Annotated in this window: 21 protein-coding genes and 1 pseudogene; 17 read left to right on the forward strand and 5 right to left on the reverse strand. The window is 43.7% G+C overall.

The window, feature by feature from the left end:
• Positions 1–46: 46 nt before the first annotated feature.
• The 9 genes from K5R16_RS13930 to K5R16_RS13970 all read left to right on the forward strand — a co-directional run bounded on the left by K5R16_RS13930 (position 47) and on the right by K5R16_RS13970 (position 10,592).
• On the forward strand, positions 47–1,147 hold the full coding sequence (locus tag K5R16_RS13930) for a polyamine ABC transporter substrate-binding protein (RefSeq protein ID WP_220738165.1): 1,101 nt from the start codon (positions 47–49) through the stop codon (positions 1,145–1,147).
• A 110-nt stretch (positions 1,148–1,257) separates the two neighbouring features.
• Positions 1,258–2,394, forward strand: coding sequence for a polyamine ABC transporter ATP-binding protein (gene potA, locus K5R16_RS13935; protein ID WP_220738166.1), 1,137 nt, complete (start codon positions 1,258–1,260; stop codon positions 2,392–2,394).
• Positions 2,395–2,404: 10 nt separating this feature from the next.
• Positions 2,405–3,310 (forward strand): ABC transporter permease subunit, encoded by a 906-nt coding sequence (locus K5R16_RS13940; protein ID WP_220738167.1) that lies wholly within the window; start codon positions 2,405–2,407, stop codon positions 3,308–3,310.
• Entirely contained in the window at positions 3,307–4,122 is an 816-nt protein-coding gene (locus K5R16_RS13945; protein ID WP_220738168.1) for an ABC transporter permease subunit, read from the forward strand. Before K5R16_RS13940 ends, K5R16_RS13945 begins: the two co-directional genes overlap by 4 nt.
• Positions 4,123–4,302: 180 nt before the next feature.
• Positions 4,303–5,589, forward strand: coding sequence for an FAD-binding oxidoreductase (locus K5R16_RS13950; RefSeq protein ID WP_220738198.1), 1,287 nt, complete (start codon positions 4,303–4,305; stop codon positions 5,587–5,589).
• A 468-nt stretch (positions 5,590–6,057) separates the two neighbouring features.
• Positions 6,058–6,390, forward strand: coding sequence for a cytochrome c (locus tag K5R16_RS13955; protein ID WP_220738169.1), 333 nt, complete (start codon positions 6,058–6,060; stop codon positions 6,388–6,390).
• 12 nt (positions 6,391–6,402) lie between these two features.
• On the forward strand, positions 6,403–7,821 hold the full coding sequence (gene ccoN, locus K5R16_RS13960; protein WP_220738199.1) for a cytochrome-c oxidase, cbb3-type subunit I: 1,419 nt from the start codon (positions 6,403–6,405) through the stop codon (positions 7,819–7,821).
• A complete protein-coding gene (locus K5R16_RS13965; protein WP_220738170.1) occupies positions 7,811–8,425 on the forward strand; it encodes a cbb3-type cytochrome c oxidase subunit II in 615 nt (204 codons plus the stop codon). The genes ccoN and K5R16_RS13965 overlap by 11 nt, the downstream gene beginning before the upstream one ends.
• Before the next feature lies 1 nt (position 8,426).
• Entirely contained in the window at positions 8,427–10,592 is a 2,166-nt protein-coding gene (locus K5R16_RS13970) for a cytochrome c (RefSeq protein WP_220738171.1), read from the forward strand.
• A 65-nt stretch (positions 10,593–10,657) separates the two neighbouring features.
• Here K5R16_RS13970 and K5R16_RS13975 read toward each other — a convergent pair whose 3' ends face one another.
• Positions 10,658–12,187, reverse strand: a complete 1,530-nt coding sequence (locus tag K5R16_RS13975; protein WP_220738172.1) for a cytochrome-c peroxidase — start codon at positions 12,185–12,187, stop codon at positions 10,658–10,660.
• Positions 12,188–12,527: 340 nt separating this feature from the next.
• On the opposite strand from K5R16_RS13975, the gene K5R16_RS13980 reads away from it, so the two are divergent.
• Entirely contained in the window at positions 12,528–12,950 is a 423-nt protein-coding gene (locus K5R16_RS13980; protein WP_308440827.1) for a hypothetical protein, read from the forward strand.
• Positions 12,951–13,047: 97 nt separating this feature from the next.
• Here K5R16_RS13980 and K5R16_RS13985 read toward each other — a convergent pair whose 3' ends face one another.
• A complete protein-coding gene (locus K5R16_RS13985; protein WP_220738174.1) occupies positions 13,048–15,414 on the reverse strand; it encodes a TonB-dependent receptor in 2,367 nt (788 codons plus the stop codon).
• 135 nt (positions 15,415–15,549) lie between these two features.
• Here K5R16_RS13985 and K5R16_RS13990 point away from each other — a divergent pair, with 135 nt between their 5' ends.
• The 5 genes and pseudogenes from K5R16_RS13990 to K5R16_RS14010 all read left to right on the forward strand — a co-directional run.
• A complete protein-coding gene (locus K5R16_RS13990; protein ID WP_220738175.1) occupies positions 15,550–15,867 on the forward strand; it encodes a hypothetical protein in 318 nt (105 codons plus the stop codon).
• Positions 15,868–15,869: 2 nt separating this feature from the next.
• A complete protein-coding gene (locus K5R16_RS13995; protein WP_220738176.1) occupies positions 15,870–16,133 on the forward strand; it encodes a hypothetical protein in 264 nt (87 codons plus the stop codon).
• Positions 16,134–16,144: 11 nt separating this feature from the next.
• The gene (locus K5R16_RS14000; RefSeq protein WP_220738177.1) at positions 16,145–17,734 is read left to right on the forward strand and encodes a PepSY domain-containing protein; all 1,590 of its coding nucleotides are present in this window, start codon (positions 16,145–16,147) and stop codon (positions 17,732–17,734) included.
• A 369-nt stretch (positions 17,735–18,103) separates the two neighbouring features.
• Positions 18,104–19,141, forward strand: coding sequence for a glutathione synthase (gene gshB / locus K5R16_RS14005; RefSeq protein WP_220738178.1), 1,038 nt, complete (start codon positions 18,104–18,106; stop codon positions 19,139–19,141).
• Positions 19,125–21,032, forward strand: a pseudogene (locus tag K5R16_RS14010) (flavohemoglobin expression-modulating QEGLA motif protein); the annotation flags it as partial. The gene gshB and the pseudogene K5R16_RS14010, both read left to right, overlap by 17 nt.
• 334 nt (positions 21,033–21,366) lie before the next feature.
• On the opposite strand, the gene ppiC reads toward K5R16_RS14010, so the two are convergent.
• The gene (gene ppiC / locus K5R16_RS14015; protein WP_220738179.1) at positions 21,367–21,645 is read right to left on the reverse strand and encodes a peptidylprolyl isomerase PpiC; all 279 of its coding nucleotides are present in this window, start codon (positions 21,643–21,645) and stop codon (positions 21,367–21,369) included.
• A 150-nt stretch (positions 21,646–21,795) separates the two neighbouring features.
• On the opposite strand from ppiC, the gene K5R16_RS14020 reads away from it, so the two are divergent.
• Positions 21,796–22,575, forward strand: coding sequence for a CLCA_X family protein (locus K5R16_RS14020; RefSeq protein ID WP_220738180.1), 780 nt, complete (start codon positions 21,796–21,798; stop codon positions 22,573–22,575).
• A gap of 40 nt (positions 22,576–22,615) precedes the next feature.
• On the opposite strand, the gene K5R16_RS14025 is transcribed toward K5R16_RS14020, so the two are convergent.
• Positions 22,616–22,960, reverse strand: a complete 345-nt coding sequence (locus K5R16_RS14025) for a DUF3718 domain-containing protein (protein WP_220738181.1) — start codon at positions 22,958–22,960, stop codon at positions 22,616–22,618.
• Positions 22,961–23,175: 215 nt separating this feature from the next.
• Positions 23,176–24,213 carry a dihydroorotase gene (gene pyrC, locus K5R16_RS14030; protein WP_220738182.1) on the reverse strand — a complete coding sequence of 346 codons (1,038 nt, stop codon included), beginning with the start codon at positions 24,211–24,213 and terminating at the stop codon, positions 23,176–23,178.
• A 315-nt stretch (positions 24,214–24,528) separates the two neighbouring features.
• Here pyrC and K5R16_RS22625 point away from each other — a divergent pair, with 315 nt between their 5' ends.
• Positions 24,529–25,020 carry a type II secretion system protein gene (locus K5R16_RS22625; RefSeq protein ID WP_308440826.1) on the forward strand — a complete coding sequence of 164 codons (492 nt, stop codon included), beginning with the start codon at positions 24,529–24,531 and terminating at the stop codon, positions 25,018–25,020.
• Positions 25,021–25,044: the final 24 nt, after the last annotated feature.

Here is a 25,044-nt window from a genome sequence, read left to right on the forward strand (position 1 = left end):
AACAGCAGAGAAGGTATCTCTGCTGCTACGCTAAATAGGAGATAGCATGAAGCTTATAAAAAAGGTGACCACTCTAGCACTCGTCACAGCAAGTGTTTTGGCCAGCAGTGTCACTTACGCTGAAGAAGTGGTTAGAGTATATAACTGGTCTGATTATATTGCCGAAGATACGCTTGAAAACTTCCACAAAGAGACAGGTATTCGCGTTGTCTACGATGTGTTTGATAGCAATGAAGTGGTTGAAGCCAAGTTACTTTCTGGTCGCTCAGGTTACGATATCGTCGTACCATCAAATAGCTTTTTAGCTAAACAGATTAAAGCGGGTGCTTTCCAAAAGCTTGATTCGAATCAATTATCAAATCATAAGAATCTAAGCCCTGAGCTAATGACTCAACTGGAATCTGCTGACCCGGGCAATCAGTATTCAGTGCCATACCTGTGGGGTACCAACGGTATTGGTTACAACGTCGATAAGGTCAAAGCGGCACTGGGCGAAGATGCACCGGTTGATTCATTAGAGCTTATCTTTAATCCTAAATATGCCGAGAAACTGTCTAAGTGTGGACTATCGCTGTTAGATAGTGCTGATGAGATGATCCCAATGGCACTTATCTATTTAGGGCTTGATCCAAACAGCACTAAGTCTGATGACTTTAAAAAGGCAGGCGAAGTACTGGCTAAAGTGCGTCCATACATCACTTACTTCCACTCTTCACGCTACATTACTGACTTAGCCAATGGTGATACTTGTGTCGCATTTGGTTACTCTGGGGATATTTTCCAAGCCGCAGCTCGTGCTGAAGAAGCTGAAAATGGCCAAGTAATTGAGTACTCAATTCCAAAAGAAGGCTCAAACCTATGGTTTGACATGTTAGCGATACCTGCAGATGCAGCTAACGTGAAAAATGCCCATACCTTTATCAACTATCTGCTTCGTCCAGAAGTGATTGCGCCTATTAGTAACTATGTTGCTTATGCGAACCCAAATGTTCCCGCGCTACCGTTGGTAGATGAAGAGGTACGTACTAACACCTCAATTTACCCAAGCAAAGAGGTGCTAGATCGCCTTTACGTCGGTAATGTGCGTCCAATGAAATCACAGCGTGCCTTGACTCGCGTGTGGACCAAAGTGAAATCGGGTTATTAATCAAATATAGGGCAAGGTATTACCTTGCCCTTTTTGATCAACAGCAAAAATAGACACAATTTTAAAAGGTAAGCCTGTGACCTTAATGGCTTATCTGTTGGAGAAGTAATATGGCTAGTACCTTGGGCGTCACCAATAAACCGATTACAAAGACGCAAGGCGAAGTGCTACTTCAGATCGATCGAGTAAGTAAGCTTTTTGATGAAGTGCGCGCAGTAGATGATGTGTCACTGAATATAAAGAAGGGCGAGATATTCGCACTTTTAGGCGGCTCAGGCTCGGGAAAGTCAACTTTACTGCGTATTCTCGCAGGTTTTGAAAAACCGTCCGAGGGGCGTATTTTCCTCGATGGCGAAGATATTACCGATATGCCGCCCCATGAGCGCCCTATCAATATGATGTTCCAGTCCTATGCACTGTTTCCCCATATGTCAGTAGAGCAGAACATCGCCTTTGGTTTAAAACAGGACAAACTAGCAAAAGCCGAGATTGCTGAGCGTGTGCAGGAGATGCTAAAGCTGGTACATATGGAAGCCTATGCTAAACGCAGACCGAATCAATTATCTGGCGGGCAGCGCCAACGTGTGGCATTGGCTCGCTCGTTAGCCAAGCGTCCCAAATTGCTTCTGCTGGATGAGCCAATGGGCGCGCTTGATAAGAAGTTACGTACGCAGATGCAACTAGAGGTGGTTGATATTCTTGAGGCTGTGGGTGTGACTTGTGTGATGGTGACCCATGACCAAGAAGAAGCGATGACCATGGCCGGGCGGATCTCTATTATGAATGATGGCTGGATCGCACAAACTGGCACGCCTACAGACATCTATGAAAGTCCAAGTAGCCGCATGGTTGCTGAGTTTATTGGCAGCGTTAACTTATTTGAAGGTGAGATTATTGAAGATCAAGCCGATCACCTGATGATCGCTAGCGAAGGTCTGTCGCAGAATATTTTCATTGATCACGGAGTGTCGACCAGTGTTGAAGACAAGACCGTTTGGGTCGCAGTGCGCCCAGAGAAGACGCGTATTACACGTGAGCAGCCTCAAGGTGAATATAACTGGTCTAGTGGAGTCGTGGAAGATATCGCTTATTTAGGCGGGATCTCGGTGTATTACATCCGCCTACCAAATAAGCAGTTAATTCAAACCATCATGACTAACCGCGAACGTCGCTCCGACCCTCCTACGTGGGAAGAAGCTGTTTTCATTAGCTGGGAGGCCACCAGCGGAGTGGTCCTTAGAACATAAGGAATCGATCATGAAAAAGCCGTTAAAGTTTCGATTACCTAAAGGCCAATGCTGGACCATAGGCGTTCCCTATTTTTGGCTACTACTGTTTTTTGCACTGCCCTTCGCGATTGTACTCAAGATCAGTTTCTCTACTCCGATTATTGCAATACCGCCTTACGAGCCGTTATTTCAATACGCAGAAGAATCGCTAAATATTATGCTCAATTTGGGCAACTACCTGCTCATTCTTGATGACTCGCTGTATTACAACGCTTATTTAGGTTCGCTGAAAATGGCGACAATCTCTACCATAGGTTGTTTGCTGATTGGTTACCCGATGGCGTACGCCATTGCGAGAGCGCCAAAGAGTAGCCAAACCTTGTTGGTGCTGCTGGTCATGTTACCGTCGTGGACCTCTTTTCTCATTCGTGTTTACGCCTGGATGGGGATTCTGAGTAACAATGGTGTCATCAATAATGTATTGATGTGGACTGGGCTTATCTCTGAGCCGCTACAGATCTTAAACACCAACACCGCGGTCTATATTGGTATTATTTATACCTATCTACCGTTTATGATTTTACCGCTGTATGCAACCTTGTCACAGCTAGATATGAGCCTAATTGAAGCCGCGTCAGATCTTGGTTCACGTAGCTTAAATACTTTTTGGAAGGTGACGCTGCCGTTATCTAAGGGCGGCGTTATTGCAGGTTCAATGCTGGTGTTTATTCCTGTGGTTGGTGAATTTGTGATCCCTGAGCTATTAGGTGGGCCAGACTCCTTGATGATAGGTAAAGTGTTGTGGCAGGAGTTCTTTAATAACCGAGATTGGCCGGTAGCGTCTGCGCTAGCGATTGTGATGTTGGGCTTATTGATTATCCCTATCACGCTATTTCATCGTTATCAGGCACGTGAGATGGAGAAAACAGCATGAAGAAGTTAAGTTTCTCTACCATTATGCTTTGGGCTGGTATGTTCTTCCTTTACGCGCCAATGTTCATCTTAGTGTTTTACTCATTCAATGAATCTAAGCTCGTTACTGTATGGGGCGGCTTTTCGGTTAAGTGGTATGGCGAACTGTTTCGCGATCAGCAGATTCTAGATGCGGTAGGCACCAGTTTGCAGGTGGCGTTTTACGCCTCTACCATGGCGGTTATTCTCGGCACGATGGCGGCGTTTGTCATGACCCGTTTCGCTCGTGGTTGGGGCAAGTTAACCCTGTCGAATATGATTACGGCACCGCTGGTAATGCCTGAAGTGATTACTGGTTTATCACTGCTATTGCTGTTTGTGCATATGGCCGACTTTCTGGGTTGGCCTGCTGAGCGTGGCATGTTAACCGTGTGGATAGCTCATTCGACCTTCTGTGCGGCTTATGTAGCGGTTGTGGTGTCATCGAGACTGCGTGAAATAGACCGTTCTGTCGAGGAGGCTGCGCAAGATCTTGGTGCTACGCCGTTGAAAACCTTCTTTCAAATCACTGTGCCGATGATATCACCAGCAATTGTCGCTGGTTGGTTACTGTCGTTTAGCTTGTCATTAGATGACTTAGTGATCGCAAGCTTCGCATCAGGTCCTGGCGCAACAACCTTGCCTATGGTGGTGTTCTCCTCGGTGAGAATGGGCGTCTCTCCTAAGATTAATGCTTTAGCGACCTTGATTATCTTGATGGTGTCCTTGATAGCATTTGTCTCTTGGTATTTTGCCCGCAGAGCCGACGCTAAGCAGCGTTCAAGCTCAGCCTAGACAATCAAAAAGAGGCCGGTCATGTGGCGCATAGTTCTGCATGGCCTGCGACAAGACATTATTAATTGTTGAAGATTTAGAGCTGCATATAGCTCACCGATAGTGATCGTAAAATTCGTTTAGAAAGCGAGAAGGACAGAAGTTATGTCAATAATAAATAACCAAAGACAGGCGGAAACCATGACCAGTACACCACATGCAGATTCATACTACGCGGCATCGGCTAATGACAAAACAGAGCGTGCTCAACTGCAAGATAACATCGATACTGATATCTGTATTATTGGCGCTGGTTACACCGGTTTATCGACTGCACTGCATCTATTAGAGATGGGCTATAGCGTGACGGTATTAGAAGCTGCGCGCATTGGGTGGGGCGCATCGGGTCGAAATGGTGGTCAGATTGTAAATAGCTTTAGCCGGGATATCGATTCTATTGAAAAGACTGTTGGCAAAGAGGCTGGCCAATTGTTCGGTGAAATGGCCTTTGAAGGCGCTCGTATCATTAAAGAGCGGATCAATAAGTACAACATTCAATGTGACTTACAAGATGGCGGGGTATTTGCTGCGCTGAATGATAAACAGATGGCACACTTGCAGTCACAAAAGGCGCTGTGGGAAAAGCACGGCCACATGAATCATTTAGAATTACTTGATAAAAATGATATCCGTAAAGTGGTTGATACTGAAGCTTATGTTGGCGGATTACTCGATAAAAGCGGTGGTCATATTCACCCACTGAATTTAGCCTTAGGCGAAGCTGCTGCGGTGGAGTCACTTGGCGGTAAAATCTATGAAAACTCTGCGGTAATTAAAGTCGACGAGGGGGAAAACCCTGTCGTTCATACTGAAAATGGCAGCGTAAAATCGAAATTTGTGGTGGTGGCAGGTAATGCATACCTTGGCGGTTTGATCCCTAAGTTGCAAGCTAAAGCGATGCCATGTGGCACTCAAGTTATTACCACTGAGCCGCTTAGTGCGGAGTTAGCTAAAAGCTTACTGCCACAGAATTACTGCGTCGAAGATTGTAATTATTTACTGGATTATTTTCGGTTGTCTGGTGATAACCGTCTTATTTATGGTGGCGGTGTGGTTTACGGCGCACGTGACCCTGCAGATATCAAATCAATCATTACCCCTAAGATGTTGAAAACGTTTCCTCAACTTAAAGATGTGAAGATTGATTACACTTGGACCGGCAATTTTTTGCTGACCTTGTCTCGTCTGCCTCAAGTCGGGCGTATTGGTAGTAATATCTATTATTCACAGGGTTGTAGTGGTCACGGTGTAACCTATACGCATTTAGCGGGGAAAATTCTAGCTGAAGCGATTAATGGTCAAGCAACACGATTCGATGCTTTTGCAGGCTTGCCGCATTACCCGTTCCCTGGTGGACATATGTTCCAAGTGCCATTTAGTGCCATCGGCGCCTGGTACTACACCATGCGTGATAAGTTGGGCGTATAACCTGAGTCATTGTCGATTTAATATTAAAAAAGCCTACTTGAGTAGGCTTTTTTGTGTTGCTGCAATGGCTTTATTAACTCGATTTACACTTTTTTATGACTAGACCTAAACCAATCACCAGCACTTCAACAGCGCCAATCCCTGCGACAAGGTAAAATAATGCAGGTACATGCCTAATAAAATCCATCTCTATCTCTCTAGATACATATTGTAACTTACTTTCAATATCTCATACCTATCGGCATAAATTTTTGATGTTGATCTCAAAAATCAGCTTTTTGAACGAAGAGCGCTTGTTTCCTTTTAAGCACTTAAAAATGGCAAGAACCGATAGATTGCCTGCCAAATTACTTTAGATAGTGAACCAATCTTACTATGGCAACGTAAAATTATTTAAATGTTATAGCTGGCAAATTGAGCAATCCATACTAGTTTCAATAGGGTGCATAAGAAAATAAGAGACAACTAATGAATCGAATAACCCTGCTAATCGTGCTTTCTTTTTTAGCCTTCAACGGTAAGGCTAACTACGAACCGTCGTTTGAAATAGGTAAGCAAAAAGCCAAAGTTTGTATGACATGTCACGGTGAAGATGGCATATCGACTCTTGATCCTTACCCAAATTTACGTGGGCAGAAAGTGGGTTATTTGATCTCCTCTCTCAAAGATTATAAATCGCGGCAGCGTACCAGCGGCCTGGCGATTCTAATGCAGCAGCAAGCCGATGCGTTATCTGAGCAAGATATCAAGGATATAGCTTACTATTTTTCAGTGCTCGGTACGCAAAAGGAAGGGGAATAGTATATGTCACATATGTCACATATGTCACCGGGCATGGAGCTTTATGACGTAAAGGTTGTCCGTTACTTTATTGTGGCTGCGGTGGCTTGGTCCATCGCTGGAATGTTTATTGGCGTAGTTCTGGCGGCTCAGCTGTACTGGCCAGTGCTCAATTTTGATTCTGAATATATCCAGTTCGGCCGTTTAAGACCGCTGCACACCTCCGGGGTGATCTACGGGTTTGTGGTCAATATGTTGATGGGAACTTCACTTTACATAGTGCAACGAACCGGTCAAACCAAACTGTTTAATCAAAGCTTGTCCTGGATGGTTTTCTGGGGCTGGCAGTTAGTATTGTTTCTGGCGCTGGTCACCTTGCCGATGGGGTACACCTCGAGTAAAGAATATGCAGAGTTAGAGTGGCCTATTGATTTACTGATTGTGCTGGTATGGGTGCTATACGCGGTACTGTTTTTCGGCACGATAGCAAAAAGAAAAGTAAATCATATCTTCGTCGCAAACTGGTTCTTTGGTGCCTTTATTATTGTTGTGGCGTTGATTTTTGTCCTTAATAATTTGGCAATGCCTGCATCATTCATGAAATCCTATTCGGTATTTGCCGGTGCACAAGATGCCATTGTTCAGTGGTGGTGGGGACACAACGCGGTTGGTTTTCTGCTTACCGCTGGCATCATCGGCATGAACTACTATTTCATTCCTAAAATCTCAGAACGTCCGATCTACTCATACCGGTTATCCGTTATCCATTTCTGGGGATTAGTCGGTTTTTATACTTGGGCCGGAACCCATCATCTACTCTACTCATCAGTGCCTGTATGGGTGCAGAACATCGGTATTGTGATGTCACTCATCCTGTGGCTTCCCTCCTGGGCGGGAGCATTTAACAGCGCCATGACCTTATTGCAAAACAAGCAAAAGCTTAAAACTGATTACATTATGTGGTTCTTCATGTCGGCTATTCTCTATTACTGTTTGGCGACATTTGAAGGGCCGTTACTGGCGATCCGCTGGTTTAACATGGTGGCACATAACACTGAATGGATTATTGGTCATGTACATTCGGCAGCGCTTGGTTGGGTTGGTATGTCCGGTATTGCAACTTTCTATTACTTTATTCCGCGCTTGTGGGGTAAGACTCAGCTCTGGTCAAATCGAATGCTCAAATGGCATTTCTGGTTAGCCCATGTGGGGGTGGCGCTTTATGCCATTGCGCTTTGGGTTGCAGGGATTGGTGAAGGTTACATGTGGTTAGCACAGCAAGAAAATGGCGCGCTTGTCTACAGCTTTGTTGAAGCAATGGACTTTAAAGCTCCTTGGTTATTTGTTCGATTCTTTGGCGGTGCATGTTTTGTAACGGGTCTGCTACTGATGGCATTTAATCTCTACAAAACCGTTTCGCTAGAGCAGGAGGGAGTTGCTGATGCTAAGTAAAGACTTTACGCACTCGGTTGTTATCCTGATTATTTCAACTATCGTGGTTGCCAGTTTTTCTATATTGGTGCTGGTGGTACCTAACCTTGTTCGCACCGATGAAATTAGAGCGACGTCGTTAGCCAAACCGCTTACGGCTATAGAAGTCGCGGGCAGAGATGTTTATATCAGCGAAGGTTGTCATGTTTGTCATACACAGATGGTGCGAGGCATTGAGCCTGAAATTAAACGTGATGGTCGAGCGAATAAGGAGGGGGATGATATTTATGAATTCCCTAACCTTTGGGGGTCGAAAAGAACCGGTCCTGATTTGACTAATTTGGGGCGGAAATATTCAGCGCAATGGCAGAGATTACACCTCATTAACCCAAGACAGGTAGTACCTACCTCCTTGATGCCCAGTTATCCGTGGTTATTCAGACAAGTATTATCAGGGGACGATATTGAAAATAAGATGCGCGTCCTACAGGGGTTAGGTGTGCCTTACACTGAGAACGAAATAGAGCGTTCGCGTCTTGCTGTGAAAGGGGTGACAAAAGGAGAAGCTTTGATTCACTACTTACAAAGCTTAGGGAATGACACTGCCAGCGATCAGGAGCGTTGATATGACTGTTTTCTGGAACACCTGGGTGATTGTATTCATCTTTATCTTTCTCGCATTTATGGCATTGGTGGTCATTAAATACTGGCGAACTGAGCATACTGCCGATAAAGACAAAACCATTGAGAGCTTTGACGGTATTGATGAAAACGATGCACCTCCACCGCGTATTTTCTACCTGTCTTACTTAATAGCATTTATTATTTCTGCAGGATTCTTAGTCTTATATCCAGGTCTTGGAAACTGGTCGGGTTTAATGGGCTGGAAGCAGATTGACGATGCGCTAAGCTCCCCGACGACTGACTTAGATATGCAAATAGCACCTTTAAGCGATCTCAGTCTAGGGTCATTAGCCGCTAACCCGCAAGTTACCAAAAGCGGCGAGTTATTGTTTCAAAATCATTGCGCGGCATGTCATCGTGCCAATGCTCAAGGGCAAAAGCATTTCCCCAACCTTACAGATAATGAATGGCTTTATGGCGGAACCGAAAAAGATATTATCCACTCTATTGAACATGGCCGTCACGGCGCAATGCCTGGCTGGAAAGATATCTTGTCGGAAGATCAAATTCTTAAAATGTCTTACTACATCGGCTCCCTACAGCGTCGAAACTTAAATGCTCCACAAGTGAAGATCGATCTGGGTAAAGAGATATTTGTGCAATATTGTTCCAGTTGTCATGGCGACGGTACGGTTGCCAATATTGAAATAGGTGCGCCAGTATTATCAGATGACATTTGGTTACATGGTGGCAGTATTGAGGAGATAAAACATACTATTGAATTTGGTCTGAATAACCTGATGCCAGCTTTTGATGAACAGTTAAGCCGCAATGAGGTTTTGGCTATTGGCGCTTATATTACCGAGCAAAGGCAGCGTTATGACGCCAAACTTGCAGCGCTCGATGCTGACTCAGTTGCCAGAGGAGAGTATCTCGCCAATGCGGGTGATTGTGTTGCTTGCCATAGCTCAGAAAGTGGTGAGCGCTTTGCTGGTGGATTGCCATTTAAAACGCCTTTTGGCACTATCTATTCAACCAATATTACCCCGCACTTCAGTGAAGGTATTGGTGATAATGACTATGCAGAGTTTAAAGCTGCGTTATTTGATGGAAAAGGCAAGCATGGTTATCTCTATCCCGCAATGCCTTACACTTCTTATCAGTATTTAACCGAGCAAGACACTCAAGACTTATGGAGTTACCTACAGTCGATAACAGCGGTGCCAAGACAAAACGATGCCAATGAGATGATGTTTCCGTCCAATGTCCGCCAAGGATTATTAGGTTGGAATCTAGTGTTCATGGATACCGAACCTCTGTCTTATGCCGCGCCTGAGCATGTAGAGCTTAATGATCATGAACTTAAGCAATGGCAGCAGGGTAAGTATTGGGTGATGGGATTAGGTCATTGTTCTGAATGCCATACCCCGCGAAATTTGGCGCAGGCTTTAATCCCCGAAAAAATATTCCAAGGCAATATTATTGATGGCTGGAATGCCCCTAATATTTCTGCCCAAGAACTGCATGAAGACAAGTGGGATTTAGAGTCGCTGACAGACTTTTTACACACAGGGCACTCTGATAAAGGTTCAGCGTTTGCCGGTATGGCTGATGTGGTGAAAAATAGTACCAGCTTGATGACTCGTGATGATATCGAAACAATATCACGCTACTTATTGGTCGGTGATGTTCATAACACCATTCCTGAGGGGCAAAAGCAGTTATCACCCACAGGCTTTGTCGCCGAGTCATATTCAGCTGATCAATTTGAAGCTTTTGCCATGTATGCTGATACCTGTGGGGCTTGTCACGGAGAAGATGGTAAAGGTCGCGATCCTATTGCACCAACTCTGCTTAATAATGGCATTATTATGCACAGCGATCCTTTCAATACCATCGCCGTGACGATCCGTGGTTTAGCGCCGACCTATCTGGATGAAGAGCGAAACTTTATGCCGATGACCAGCTTTCAGAATGTGCTTACCGATAGCGAGTTAGCAAAACTCATTAGCTTTGTACGCTTATATTTGGGGGGCCGTGAAGAGCCGGTGACTGCCGCACAAGTTAAAGAGGTGCGCCAGCAGTTGGAAAAAGCGGGATTTGCGGGCAACCTGCACACTACGCCGGATATGTATGATCATAAAGATACTGATATCAATATTGATTAGCGCGTTTTCGGCATAATAAAAAGCCTGCAAACGCAGGCTTTTTATTATGCGTTTCATGAAGATGATTAACGAATAAAGGGGTTGCTAAATTTCTCATCAGTTAGCAAGCTTTCATCGGTTAAGGTGGCTAAAAATGCCAGCAGTTGTGCTTGCTCTATAGCACTGAAATTATAGCGAACGGGGTTACCTTCACTATCCCTTAGTGAGCCTTGTAGTGTAGGGTGAGCAGCAATGCCACTGCTGTAATGTTCTATCACTTGCGATAGGGTATCGAATCGCCCGTCGTGCATATAGGGAGCGGTAACCTCAATATTTCTCAGAGATGGAGATTTAAATTTCCCCCTGTGCCCCATATTCCCTGTTGATTCAAACACGCCAAGATCGGCATCAGAGCTTGCATCTAATCCATTGTTACTGGCACTGGTGGTCGCATTCGAATCTTCGGCAATAACAGGTCCAATAAATGCCTCACTGCTGTGACAGCTAGAGCAGGGAGCAATGCCATTCCTTGGCGTCATAAATAATCGTTTACCAGCATTCTCATCGAGACTGTAATTGTCAAAGTCATCAAGCGGGTTATTGACCGTCACTCGACCTTGGTCATATCTAGCATCAATGCTGACCATGGATCGAATAAACTGTGCCAAAGCAAAGCTTATTCGTTCACTCGTGACCGTTTCATCGCCAAAGGCACTGCTAAATAATGCTGCATAGTATGGTTGAGCAGTTATGACATCGACCAGTTGAGTTAAGGTTAAGCCCATTTCTACGTTGTCTTGAATCGGCATCAATACTTGCTGCTCCAATGTTTCTGCTCGCTCGTCCCAGAAAAATTTTCCTGTTTGATAAAACCTTGTATTGGCTAACGACATCGAGTGGCGACGCGTTTCTCCTCCATCAAAACCGACACTTAAACGACGAGAGTCGGAAAAGCCTTCAGCTTGTACATGGCATGACGCACAAGATACTGAATCATTTAAGCTCAACTTTGTTTCGTAAAAAAGTACTCTGCCTAAGGTGGCTCCATGATCCGTGATGGGATTATTGTCCGGCGTATTATCAGATGTGATTGCAGCAGATTGAAACGGAAAATTATTTGCGAACGCATTAACGTTGTAATGCTGGGGCAACACAATATTGGCGTAGTTAAACTGTGATTCTGGAAGTGTTAGCAGGCTTTGTTGGGTAATAGGGCTGATGGTGACTAACAGGGTTTGTTCAACGCTAACCTGCCCATCCGATAGACTAACTATAAGGCTTTCTTGTTGTTGTGTTTGTACATCGTTAGCATTGATAAGCAGTTGGCTGCCCTGTATTTCGGCGCTGATGAAAGATGGACTGCTGAGGCTTAGGGAGAGTGAATCACCATCTGCATCGCTCGTTATCAATTCTATGCTGCTAGTACTTAAACTTTCGATCTCTAGGCTAGAGGCTGCCAAGGTCAATATGGGTGCTGTGTTTGTGGGCGCTTCACTGATGGGCGCGAGATCTGCAATTGTGGTGTCAGTGCTGTCTCCACCTCCTCCACAAGCTACGAGAGAGATAGTTAATGCTGCTAAAGCGATGTGGGGCGTTATTGAGTCATGCAATCTCATAGAATTCACTCTTAAATTAACCAATAATTAACATTTGTAACTATAGATAATTAGAGGTCAACGAGTGACTGCTGTTTGTAAAGATACGCAAAGCTGCAGCGAAAGCACCTTTTGATTACACAGCACAGGCAGGTAATAGACTTAGCTGCTTGAATGATTCTAACTTGATAATACAGCATGCCACTGCTAGCTTTTACTGCAGTATTTTATACTGCGAAAAGGTCTGCTGTTTGGGGAGTTGTCCTATTTGATCTGGCCGTGAATATGCAATTTCGCATGAGCTAAAAGGACTAAAGGGATTTGTATGAGTTATCTAAAAACAGTTGTATTGCTGTTGTGTATGGTGTTTTCTGTCAACGTTATAGCTGGCGATAGTCATGATACAGCGCCATCGAGTGGCGCGAAGGATATGCCAGGTGCTAAAGGAGTATTTGCCTTTAAACCCAGTGACTGGATGGAAGGAAAGAAAACTTGGTGGAAAGACAGTGACGGCGTAGCACCTGGTGTTGCGGGTTGCCATATTGGTACTGATGAAAAGGGAGTCGCAAACGGTAGAATGTTTGGTGAAGCTTGCTTACCAGATGGCTTGCTAGTGGAATCTAACCCAGGCAAAGATGTACTTCATGCCCATACTAATGACACCGGGCACCCTGATACATTTGATTGTAATGCGTGGTGTGTTGGTACCGGTAGCACAAGTGGTATGTGCAGCGTTGCTGCAGCGGCCCCTTGCGCCCAATCCGCTAAGTGCGTCTGCAAATAGTGGTTTATATACTTTCATACACGCATGCCGTTTAGCCAGTATCTAGCTAAACGGCCTGCTTGTGATTTACTCAACTCAAGCTTACTATTTTACGTTATTAAAGGCTGAACTCTCCACGTACTGTCAGAGCTAACTGTCTCGGAGCGCCTAAGCTCGGGGTGCGGGTGAAGTTACTCGTGATATATTCTTCTTCGAATAAGTTCTTACCTTGCAGATATACACCAAGGTTCTGCCATTCATAACCAATCTGCATATTGACTAGCGTACGACTGTCATTTTGTAAATCAAACTCGGCATCGCCTTCAACTAATCCTTCTCGGTAAGGGTTCACCTTATTCGGCGAACCACTCGCGTAGTTGGCATTTATATTGGCAAATATCCCGCTGTCTGCAGCGTAGGTCGCGCCAATATTACCGCTCCACTCTGGAGCGGTAAATTGTCTGCCTGATAGATCGTTCACGATAGGTGTTGTATCGGTTGGAATACTAATAATGAAGTCGGTAAACTCCGTTTTTGCTTGGCCTACAGAGGCATAAATTGAAAGTTCGCTGCTAAGCTGGTAATTGAGGTCAAGTTCGAAGCCCTTCACGTTTGAACGACCTGCGTTGACCGTTTCGGTGTCGTAGCGGTTAGGAGACAACTGCACAGTGACCTGCTGATCTCGCCAATCAACATAGAACACGTTTGCATTTGCGACGAGATCGCCGTCCAACCAAGTTGAACGCAGCGAGAACTCATAGTTGTAGGTAAATTCCGGATCGTATTCAAACACGGTTGCACGCGCACTATTAACTCCCACACCACCAGAACGGTAACCTTTTTGGAAAGAGATACTAGTGATAAAATCTTCGCTCCAGTTATAGCTCACACCGAGTTTTGGTAAAATGGTATTAAAGTCAGTATTTATTGGTGGCGTTGTTTGTGAGGCATTTGCGGCCAAATCTGTAAACATCTTATTGATGCCTGCGATAAGCGGTGATAATGCTTCATATGGGGTGCCAAGGTAATTTGTTGGATTTGGCATTTTGTCTTGATTCAAGATAACGTATTGCGCATCGCTTTTAGTCTCTTGGCTTTCATGGTCGAATCGAATGCCTGCAAAAATATCCCATTCATCGGTGACATTCCAAACACCATCAGCAAACAATGCATAGCTCGCAACGGTTTGCTCAGTCGATGACAATGAACTTGTATGGGCTGGGTCAAATTCAGCATATTGTGCCACAACAAGGTCAGCGATAGGTTCACTTAAGCCATACTGGGCTTGTAACACACTACTTGTTAGTCCTAAGCGGTTTAATTTTAAGTTATTCAAGCCATTGGTGTGATCATAAACGTCAGTCTTGAAGTAATACGCACCAATAACACCACTTAATGTGTCATATTCGAAGGTCAGTCTAAGTTCTTGGCTAAGAGAGTCAGTCTTGTTGTTATAGTTGGAAACACTACCGCTATCTTCAGGGTATTCGCTGCCTGTAATTGCGAGGAAATCTGAATCCCAAATGAATCGGGTATCGACTGCAGACCAAGTAGTATAAGCGCCTAGGCTCCATATATCACTGAGATCATAATTAAGCGCTAATACCAATATGTCGGCATCTGTCGTCTCTTGCCTTGCATCATTGTTAACTGTTTTACGGTTCTCAAATGGGTTTTCACCTTCAGCAATTTCAACCGCAGTATTACCGTATGTGGCACTTGCATAGGTGTAGCCTAATTGGGCTGAGAACTCTGGGAGGGCGCTAGGCTGATATAAAAATTTTAATCGGTATGTTTCATCTTCATTAAAATCTGAGTTCTCGTTACGGACTAAATTTTCATTGTAACCGTCGATCTCTTTCTGTTCACCACTAAAACGAAATGCTAATTCATCTTCAATAAGGCCGCCACCAATAGCTACACCTAGCTCTTTTTGACCATTTTCACCAGCAGTCAGTTGGTACTTTCCTTGCCACTCGTCCGTTGGAGTTTGGGTGGTCATGATAATTGCACCCGCTAGCGCATTTCGACCTTGAAGAGTTGATTGCGGTCCTCGTAGCACTTCGACCTGTTTAGCATCCCAAGTGGAAAAAGCGCCACCATAAATCATGCGCTCTGGTAGAGGTGCACCATCAACATAAACACTGGCTAAGAAGCTGTTGCCACCACCAGAAACGTTAAAACCATCAATACCACGAATGCTAAAGCTGCGATTTTGTGTGGTATGGGTGTTAGCAGTATTTATTAGCACTTCACGAAAATCATTAATATTTTCCTGTTCCATCTGCTTCTCTGTTAGCACGGCAACACTGGTCGTGGTTTCTTGCACTGTTCGAGCAATTTTCTGACCTGTAACCATGATCCGTTCGATGTTTGTTGTATCGATGCTGTCTTTGGCGATGACCGATAGGCAGGTCAAAGAGGCTGGAATGATCAGCCCGAAGCGAATTGCGTTGGTGATAGGGTTTAACTTAGATGATCGCATTGTATATCGTCCAACTGATAATGATTGCTATTTGTTATGGCGCAGGATGCTATCACAATCTTCTTGAATTTCTTTAACGTATTTACGATAATAAATACAAATCGTTATCATTTGTATTTAATTTGGGTTGTGTTTATGGTTATTGTGGGTACTTTATTACTTTGGTTTTCCTGCTACTTTAGTTATTTATCATCTAATAAACAGCAGCTTATAAGCCATTCCATATCGAAGACTTTTGCTTGGAGTGGGTTTGTTATTGCGGTGGTGTTAGCAACGAGTCTCTTTACAAGTCAGTACGGCTTTATTGTTGCTATGTTAATCACCATGTTGCTGGTTATGGCGATGTGGCTGACGTTAGTGGTTATTTCCGCATATGCTAATTATCGCAGTGTATTGGTTTTCTCCCTTGGAGTTAGTGTCTTTTCAGGAATATTTTTACTCGGAGTGAATTAAAGATGTGGCCTAAGTCTATTATCGCTTTTTTAGGTGGTTTATTACTCTCAGTGAGTATTATGTTGAGTCTTTATCTACTTGTGCCTTTGGCTATTGATATAAAACTGCTGCTTGGTCTGTTATCTGGATTCATTATTTGGGTCGCAGTTATGGTTTATTGCTACAGCTTTAACAAGGGTAAAGATGTTGCCTTTGCTTGTGGTAAGTTGCTGATTTTATCACTGGTCGTTAATGCTGTTCTTTTCTGGTCGTATACTCCGCTATGAATATTCAAACAATGAAAAAACCTCAAAATAAGTTGATTAAAAACCTAACTGAATCCCATAGCTGGATTGGTGTCATTATTTCACCGTTACTGTTCCTTATATTTTGGGCTGGCGCGATGACACTTTTCTATGAAGAAGTGAAGCAGTGGGCAGTATTACCTCAGTTTCCTGTTGCAGTAGAGCAACAAGACCTACCTTTGCAGCAACTGGTCGAAAGCAAGTTAGCTGAGCATGATTTCGATTATAAAGAACACTTGATGGTACAAATGCCTTCGGAGCATGATCCATACTATAAAGTGTATTTGGATTTAGTTCGTGAAGAGGGCAAAGAAGATGAGCACGGTGACGTTGTTTCTTTGCTGGTCGACCCTAAAACTGGGAAAAGTGTGGCTGATAAAGAAGACTTCTTTTTAGGTGATTTCCTCTATCAATTACATTACAACCTTAACTTGCCGGGGGGCGACTATCTAATTGGTATTATCAGTTTGTTCTTCTTTTTTGCTTTGGTTTCAGGGGTATTTATTCATGCAAAAAAGTTGTTTAAACACTTCTTTTTATACAGACATGATAAGAACCGACGCGATAGATTGTTAGATCTGCATAATGTGGTAGGAGTGATGACGCTGCCATTTACTTTGATGTATGCCATCAGTGGTTTAGTGTTTAATCTAGCGATTATTTATCAAATCGCCTTTGTGCTATTTATCTATCAAGGCGATCAGGACACCTTGTTTAAAGATGCAGGATTTACTTTGTTTGATGAGCCTCAAATCGAAAAGACAATCGACATGAGCAACGCATATCAGATCATCAAACAGGTGGGGCAACAGGATAATTTTCATTTAAGAAATGTGATCTTCTATAACTATGGCGATGAAGCGGCCATTATTCAGTTGAGGGGGAATGATCTAACCCATTTCTCACAAAAAGATGAGTTCTTTTATCGCGTTAAAACAGGCGAGTTACTCAATAAGACCGATATCAGTAACTACAATGTGTTCCGCAAAGGCAGGGAGATTATAGCAACCTTACACTTTGGTGATTTTGCTGGCGTTGATGTGCGGGTGATCTATTTCATTTTGTCACTCGCTATCTGTGCAATGATAGTCATTGGTAATATGTTGTGGCTGGATAAACGTGCCTTGCAGCAAAATGTTTCGCAGCGGAGCATGAGTATTATACGAGGACTGACTTTAGGGGGCTGTGGTGGCTTAGTGCTGGCAACTGCGGTGGCTTTCTTTATTGAACGCGTACTACCTGCAAGTATGTCGCAGCGCGGAGATTGGCTGGTTTACGGCTTTGTAGGCAGTTTATTACTTGCCATAGTGCTTGCGTATATTGTCGACGACAAAAAGCGTTTTCTGGCACAGATGATCCTCGCTGCCGTTGTTACTCTTGGCGCCACACTTGTCGCTGATTGGGCGTTATTCGGCTCACAACTATTGCGACTTTGGCAATCTGGATTTCAATCGGTGTTCGGTGTCGAAGCAGGCTTACTACTGTTTATCTGTCTTGGATTATGGGTCGTCAAGAAATTGAATGTATTTAAACCGCTTCAAGTGGACAATGTTACCTCTACAAGCGTATTGGAAGGCTCATAGTTTACGCTATGTTTAATGGCTCATAGGTCGCTCAAGAGCGCAGTGCTAGGCTGCGCTTTTTCTGATTTTTAGTATGTTATATATACATGGAGAGCAGGTTGTCTATGTTTGCTGTAAAGTAAATTTTAATTTTTTCAATGTCTTAATAAATATCATCGTTCAGCAGTAAAATTTTATTTTACAATCTTAAAAATTGGTGTAAATTACGCCGCCTTATCTAGTTCAACTTGTATTGATAGATAGATGCCATAGTCTGATTCTGGTGATTTTACCTGAGTTATTGTGTTGTTTATTTTGAGTACTCTACACCTCCCCAAGCCTGCCCTGGCCCAAGATCTTTAGAGCATTCCGTTTTATTAAGAGATCCATTTGAAAATTTTATTTTTGATGTACCCATGGGAAAACATCGAGCCAGAAACCGATACTACCATTCGATTGATCCATGAGTGCGTTGCGCGCGGCCATACCGTGGCGCTAGCGACTACCAGTAATCTAACCATGCGTGACACGGAAGCGAGTGCATTTTGTCGCGTATTTAGCAAAGAGCAGCCGGTATCTAGCAATATCGTTTCATTTTATAAAAAAGCGCAGTTTAAAACCCTGCGTTTACCGTTAGCGGGCTTTGACAGCATTATTATGCGTGCTAATCCGCCACTGGATACTATCGCACTAAATTTTCTTGATTCAGTGCGTGATGACGTATTTATCATGAATGATATTGATGGTTTGCGAATAGCTAACAATAAGCTGTATACCGCGTCTTTTGACGATCCTGACAATAAGTTCATTCCGGTGACTCACGTGTCTAAGACACCAGAGTATCTAGAGGAAGTGCTACGAGAATCTAAGACCGACAAGATGATCATGAAGCCGCTTGATGGCTTTGGTGGTCAAGGCGTTATTATGGTGGAAAAGGCGGCTCAGAAGAGTTTTCATTCACTGCTAGAGTTTTACATCAACAGCGGCAAGGGCGGTAACTACGTTATTTTACAAGAATACGTAGAGGGCGCTGAGCAGGGCGATGTGCGCATTTTGATGTTAAACGGTGAGCCTATTGGTGCTATGAAACGTATTCCTGCATCTGGAGAAGTGCGTTCGAATATTCATGCTGGTGGCAGTGTGGTTAAACATACTTTGACCAAAAATGAAAAAGCACTTTGCAAGCATATTGGCCCTAAGTTGGTACGTGACGGTTTGTTCTTTGTAGGGATTGATGTCATCAATGAGAAGTTGATTGAGGTTAACGTGCAAAGCCCTGGCGGGATCATGCGCATCAACAAGTTGAATAACGTTAAGCTGCAGAAGAAGGTTATTGATTTTGTTGAAAGTGTTGTTAATGCCAAAGAGGCGTTAAACATCAGAAAAACAGCGTTTAGAAAGGCGATTGATGATGCTCACATTAACTGAAAAAGAGTGCATAGCATTAATCAACAAAGGTGAGTGTTTTCACGCTGAGGTTAACAGCGGATCATACATTGTTAAGATTGATGAGTATTCGCCAGTCGTTTGCACGGCAATTCACAATGGCCATCGCCTGCGAGATGATTTGAATAAAAGCTTTTTGCTGACCAAGCCAGAGCGATTCTATGAAGAAGACCCTTATACCGATGAATTACTGTCGTCTTTTCCTATTGTACTGGTAGGCAACGACTCACGTTTTGAGTATGACTTGAACCGCCCTAAAGCGTTATCGACCTATTTCAAAACAGCCTGGAATAAGCAGGTCTGGCAGAAACCATTAACGCCAAAACAACGCAGTGAAAGTCATGCAAAGCATCAGTCTTTTTACAATGTGTTGGCGGCGCTAATAGCCAAGTTAGAGCAGCAGTTTAAAAACAGTATTGTGTTTGATATGCACTCTTATAACCATCAACGAATTGAGGCAGACACACCGACATTCAATATTGGCACTAGCCAGATTGATATTGAGCGTTGGGGAGCGACTTGTCATCACTTTGAAAAGCAGCTTAATCAAATAGAGCTGCCTAACCTAGTGGTGCGCGCTGCGACCGATGAGGTGTTTCAAGGGCGTGGCTATTTAATCGCTCACGTTAACGCCCATTTTGACAATACGTTAGTGTTGCCGGTTGAAGTCAAGAAAGTGTTTATGGATGAAACCACAGGTGAGCTATATCCGTTGGTATTAGAGGAGTTAAAGGCTGGGGTTAAACAGGCGATATCAGAAACTGCGGCGTACTTTATGCGCCGCTTTGGTCAACGTAAATCGGTGCGTAATGTTGACCTATTATCATCGACACTGTCGCCAGAGATTTTGTCACTTGATAAAAGCTTATTTAAGTTGGCTAATAATGTCGCCACACTGAAATACATTAACCCGATTAATATCGCCAGTGAACGTAAGAAGTTTTTAGCAAAAAAAGGCGCTGTGGCACCTGAATTTAACTATAGGCAGCTGAATATCAATCCATATCAATTTCGTGAGCAGCTATACAAGCTACCGGTCGAAAATGTCATGGATGCCGATATTCAACAGCTTTATCGTCATGTGATTGATAACTTAGCAACCAAAATTGATCTGCTTTGTTCGATTGGCACTGACGACTTTGTGTATAACTCGCTGAAATATTACGGTCAGCCAGATAAAGATGATATTGCCAATGCTGAATTCTTACTGCGCGCTCCCGCGATAGTGGGTGATGACGACGTCGCCATCTATGATGCTGACCATGCGGTTAAATCGTTTCAAACGCAGGCCGATGAATGGGGACTTAAGTGTAAAGTCGAAAAGTCTTCGCGCATTGTCGCCAAAGCGATGGTGGACAATGAGAAGGGCAGTTTGTTAATTAACAAAGATGCCATGTTCTCAGCGAAAGAGCTGATCGCATTTGCCTACCATGAATTAGGTGTGCACATGTTGACGACCATGAATGCTAGACGTCAACCGCTGCGAGTGTTGTCTTTAGGTTTGGTGGGTAATACTCATACCCAAGAAGGTGTGGCAATTTACAGTGAGTACTGCTCGGGGAATTTAACCCTCAATAGGCTTAAAGTTCTGGCGCTGCGAGTGGTTGCAGTTAATTTAATGTTGGAACAGCGCGATTTCTCGATGACATTCCAAACATTAATGCGGCAATATGCGCAAACAACCGAGCAAGCATTTACGTTAACGACGCGTGTTTATCGGGGCGGTGGTTTTACTAAAGATTTTCTCTACCTAAAAGGCTTTAGGGACATTGTTAATCTAAGCAAGATTACATCGCTTGATAATTTATTGGTGGGTAAAGCGGGGATATTAGACTTGCCAATTGTCAGTGAGATGGTAGATCGAAATATGCTTGAAAAACCACTGCCGTTGTTTGCACTTAAGCATTGCCAGTCCGCAGATAGTGCAGTCATTGATTATCTGGTGTCAGCCATTCGATAGGTTAACGTTTTTACATAAAACGCCCAGCTTCTTTTACGGAGCTGGGCGTTTTTTATGTTTCGTGCATTTTCCTGATTCTCGGCATAACTGACATATTTGGCACAAGCTGTTAGTTTGCAGTGCTTGATCCAAAGATAATGTTCAGATACTAGAAAGTCACCTTACTCGGTCCGCGCAAGCACTCAACGGCTATGTTCTGTAAAGTACCTTGGTAACGTAATCATTGCCAGTAACTTGGTTGGCTGATTTATGTTCTGTAAAGCACTTTAATCACATGCCAGCCGAATTTGGTTTTGACTAGGTGCGGAGTGATCAGCTCGCCGCTAAAGCAGACTTTATCAAATTGCGGCACCATCTGACCTCGCTTAAACTCGCCTAAATTACCGCCTTTTTTACCCGACGGACAGCTCGAATGCTTCTTTGCTAGCACGTCAAACTTAGCGCCCTTGTTTAATTGCTTAATAATATCTTCTGCAAGCTCTTTATGCTTGACCAATATATGTAGTGCGGCAGCTGTCTTTGCCATGTTAAGGCCTATTTTTTGTTGAAACTCATGCACTGATTATACCGTTTAAGCTAAACCGTTAGCTAGTGCAGAACACAGGCAGATATATCATCATATTGCTTTATAATGGGGGGAGACCTAAGTACAGCCGTTAGAAGAGTAGAATTAATCGTGTTAAAAAACCGCAGCTACCGCCGTGTTGGCCCCGATTACCGTTTCGATGAACAGGTGAGCTTTGTTGATATCAAACAGGTATTTGGCCTTGGGCATATACGTTTGGGTAAGTGGGTTGAAAATGATGAGCGTGATAAGGCGGCAAACCTTATTTTTGACTCTTTGGCAGACTTGGCTTTTATCTTAAAACTTCCGCCAAAAGCACTGGGTTTGCGTGAAACGTTAAATTTAGCGTTCGGTAGCGGCGGCCAAAAAGGTGTGCAGGCACATTATGCACCGGATAGACGCGAGCTTGCTTTGGCCAAGAATGCAGGGGCAGGAGCACTTGCGCACGAGTTTTGGCATGCATTTGATCACTATATCGCCGCTAAGTCATTTCATACCGCCCCCAAGGGGATATCTTTTGCCAGCCATAGCTGGATTGCTGATGTTAAACCCAGAGTGCATCCTCTCAATCAACGATTAGAGCGAGTCTTTGCTGTGAGTTTATTGAGCGAGAATGGCGAGGATAGTCATCAATATGTTAGCCGGGCAATAGCATTAGATAAGCAATATGGTACGCAGTACTTTTCTAAACCAACCGAGTTAATGGCACGGGCATTTGAATCCTGTATCGAATCCTACGACGATATTAGCAATCCATACTTGGTGGATGAAACACTTAAATCATCACTTTTCGATGCTGGTGGTTACCCGAGCATTGAGCATCGACAGAAAATCTTTACTGCTTTAATTGAGTATTTTGAACCTTTAGGCAAGGCGTTGGCAAAGGAGTGAGGGGATGCTAAAGGCTATTCCAGCCTTTAGCCAAGCAGATTTAGAAGGTAACCGAATAGTAATTGTCGTCGAGCTTATTCATTGCTATCGCTTGATTTAGCTCTACGTCAGTGGTGTAGTTAGCAATTTTTTTTGCCACTTTGTTAGCACCATGAGTCAAGGCAAAATCATGAAATGACTGTCCATTGCAGACCAGCTTTGGAAAAATCAGATCTTTGTTTATGCGGTGTTGTTTCAGCGTGCGATTAAACTGAATCACGTTATCTTTGGTTGCCGCTTTGCAGACTGCGATAAGACTTGTTTCCATTGTGGGGCTGATGGCGGCAGATGCACTGAATGTAAACGCCGATAAGCCTAACCCTATAATTGCGATTCCCTTCTCCATACCTTGCTCCTAATGCTAACGTAAGTTAATGAGGCAAACTAAAAGCTGTTTGCAATATCGGATTAAAACCGATACCAAGGGGGCAAGCTGTAGGTCAATAGTATTAACTTCTCTTTGGGTGAGTAAGTTTCAATAGCTACGCTGGTAAGTAGGACTTTTGACTTAACATAAAAAAGCCCGCTATCAGCGGGCTTCTAATTTTAACGCTTTATAAATTAGACTGTTTTTACTTTCCAGCTAACCTCTTCTCCAGCGAAGAATGGCACTATTGGGTTGCCATTTGGCAAAATGATCTCAGACGGTATCGTCCAAGTTTCTTTTACTAGGGTGACGCTGCCAGTATTGCGCGGCAAACCATAGAAATCTGGGCCATGAGTACTGGCAAAACCTTCAATTTTGTCCAGCGCGCCTAGATCATCAAATACCTGAGCGTATAGTTCTAATGCGCTCCATGCACTGTAGCAACCCGCGCAGCCACAGGCTGATTCTTTACGGTGTTTTTCGTGCGGTGCAGAATCAGTTCCTAAGAAGAACTTACTAGAGCCTGTTGCTACAGCTGCACGCAGTGCTTCTTGATGAGTGCTGCGCTTAAGTACTGGTAAGCAGAAATTGTGCGGGCGCACACCGCCAACAAGCAGGTCATTTCGGTTTAGCAATAAGTGTTGTGGGGTAATGGTTGCTGCAACATTATCAGCCGCTGACATCACAAAGTCTGCAGCATCTTTAGTGGTGATATGTTCAAACACCACTTTTAGCCCTGGGAATGCATTTACAATACGCGCAAGGTATCGCTCGATAAAGAGGGCTTCACGATCAAAAATATCGATGTGCGACTCGGTCACTTCACCGTGAACTAGCAGCAGTAAGCCATGCTTTTCCATAGCTTCAAAAATAGGAAATAGCGCATCAAGTGCTTTTACTGCAGCATCTGAGTTAGTCGTTGCACCCGCTGGATAAAGCTTAGCGGCAACAACACCAGCAGCTTTAGCATCAATGATGTCTTGCTCTGTCGTGTTGTTGGTTAGAAAAATCGTCATTAAAGGTTCGAAAGTAGAACCTGCAGGGCGAGCAGCTAAAATACGCTCACGGTATGCACTTGCAAGTTTCGCATCTGTTACCGGAGGTAAAAGGTTTGGCATTACGATAGCGCGATTAAATAATCTTGCTGTTGCAGGTACGGTCTCTTGCAACATATCTCCATCACGGAAATGAAGATGCCAATCGTCAGGTGTAATTATAGTTAGCTGCGTCATGTAGGGTTCCTAAGCGTTTACGACAAAGTATTAGGGAGTTTTATTATCTATTTTTTCGAGCGCTATTATGCCTGAAATCGTAATTGCTTAATAGGCACAGCGATAGATAACCAATAACCTAATGGTCTATAACCTCAGAAGGTGCAGCACTTTAGAATGCTATCAGCTAACATACCGCTATAAACCCTTTGCTGTATTGTGTTTAACTACCAGTTAAAATAGTGGCAGGCTGTCACCCAAATAGCTAAATTTAACAACTTTCAGAATGGAAAAAATATGAGTAAACAAAAGGGATTTACGTTGATTTAGCTGGTTGTGGTTATCATTATACTGGGCATTCTAGCTGTTGTTGCTGCACCAAAATTTATTAACCTCTCCCGTGATGCAAAGATCAGCGCTTTGGATGGTATTGGTGCAGCGATTAAGTTTGGTGCAGATGAAACTTACTTAAAGGCTCAAATCGAGGGTGCAGCGGAGCAAGCTCGGAGTTCGGCGAATAATCCTCCTTTCGTTGAGATCCCCGCTGGAATCTTTGAGCTGAAATATGGTTACCCTGAAGCGTGGACTGAGAAAGGTTTGGGGATCCTTGATATGGTTGATATTGACGACTCTATTGTGGTTTGCTTTGGTAATGGCTGTAATAGCGCAAGTAACTCTAGTCGAGTACAGATAGGATATAATCTAGTGCAAGGAGAATCTTTGCCTAGCAATGATGAAGCTTGTTATCTGCGGTACAGCGAACCTGGTGGCACGGGGGGGAATTCAGCTACGCGATACACTGTTACTTACTTTACTGATGGTTGCTAAGCCAATGCTGTTTAACGAATGATG

The organism is Shewanella sp. c952 (genome assembly GCF_019654975.1).
Taxonomy (GTDB): domain Bacteria; phylum Pseudomonadota; class Gammaproteobacteria; order Enterobacterales; family Shewanellaceae; genus Shewanella.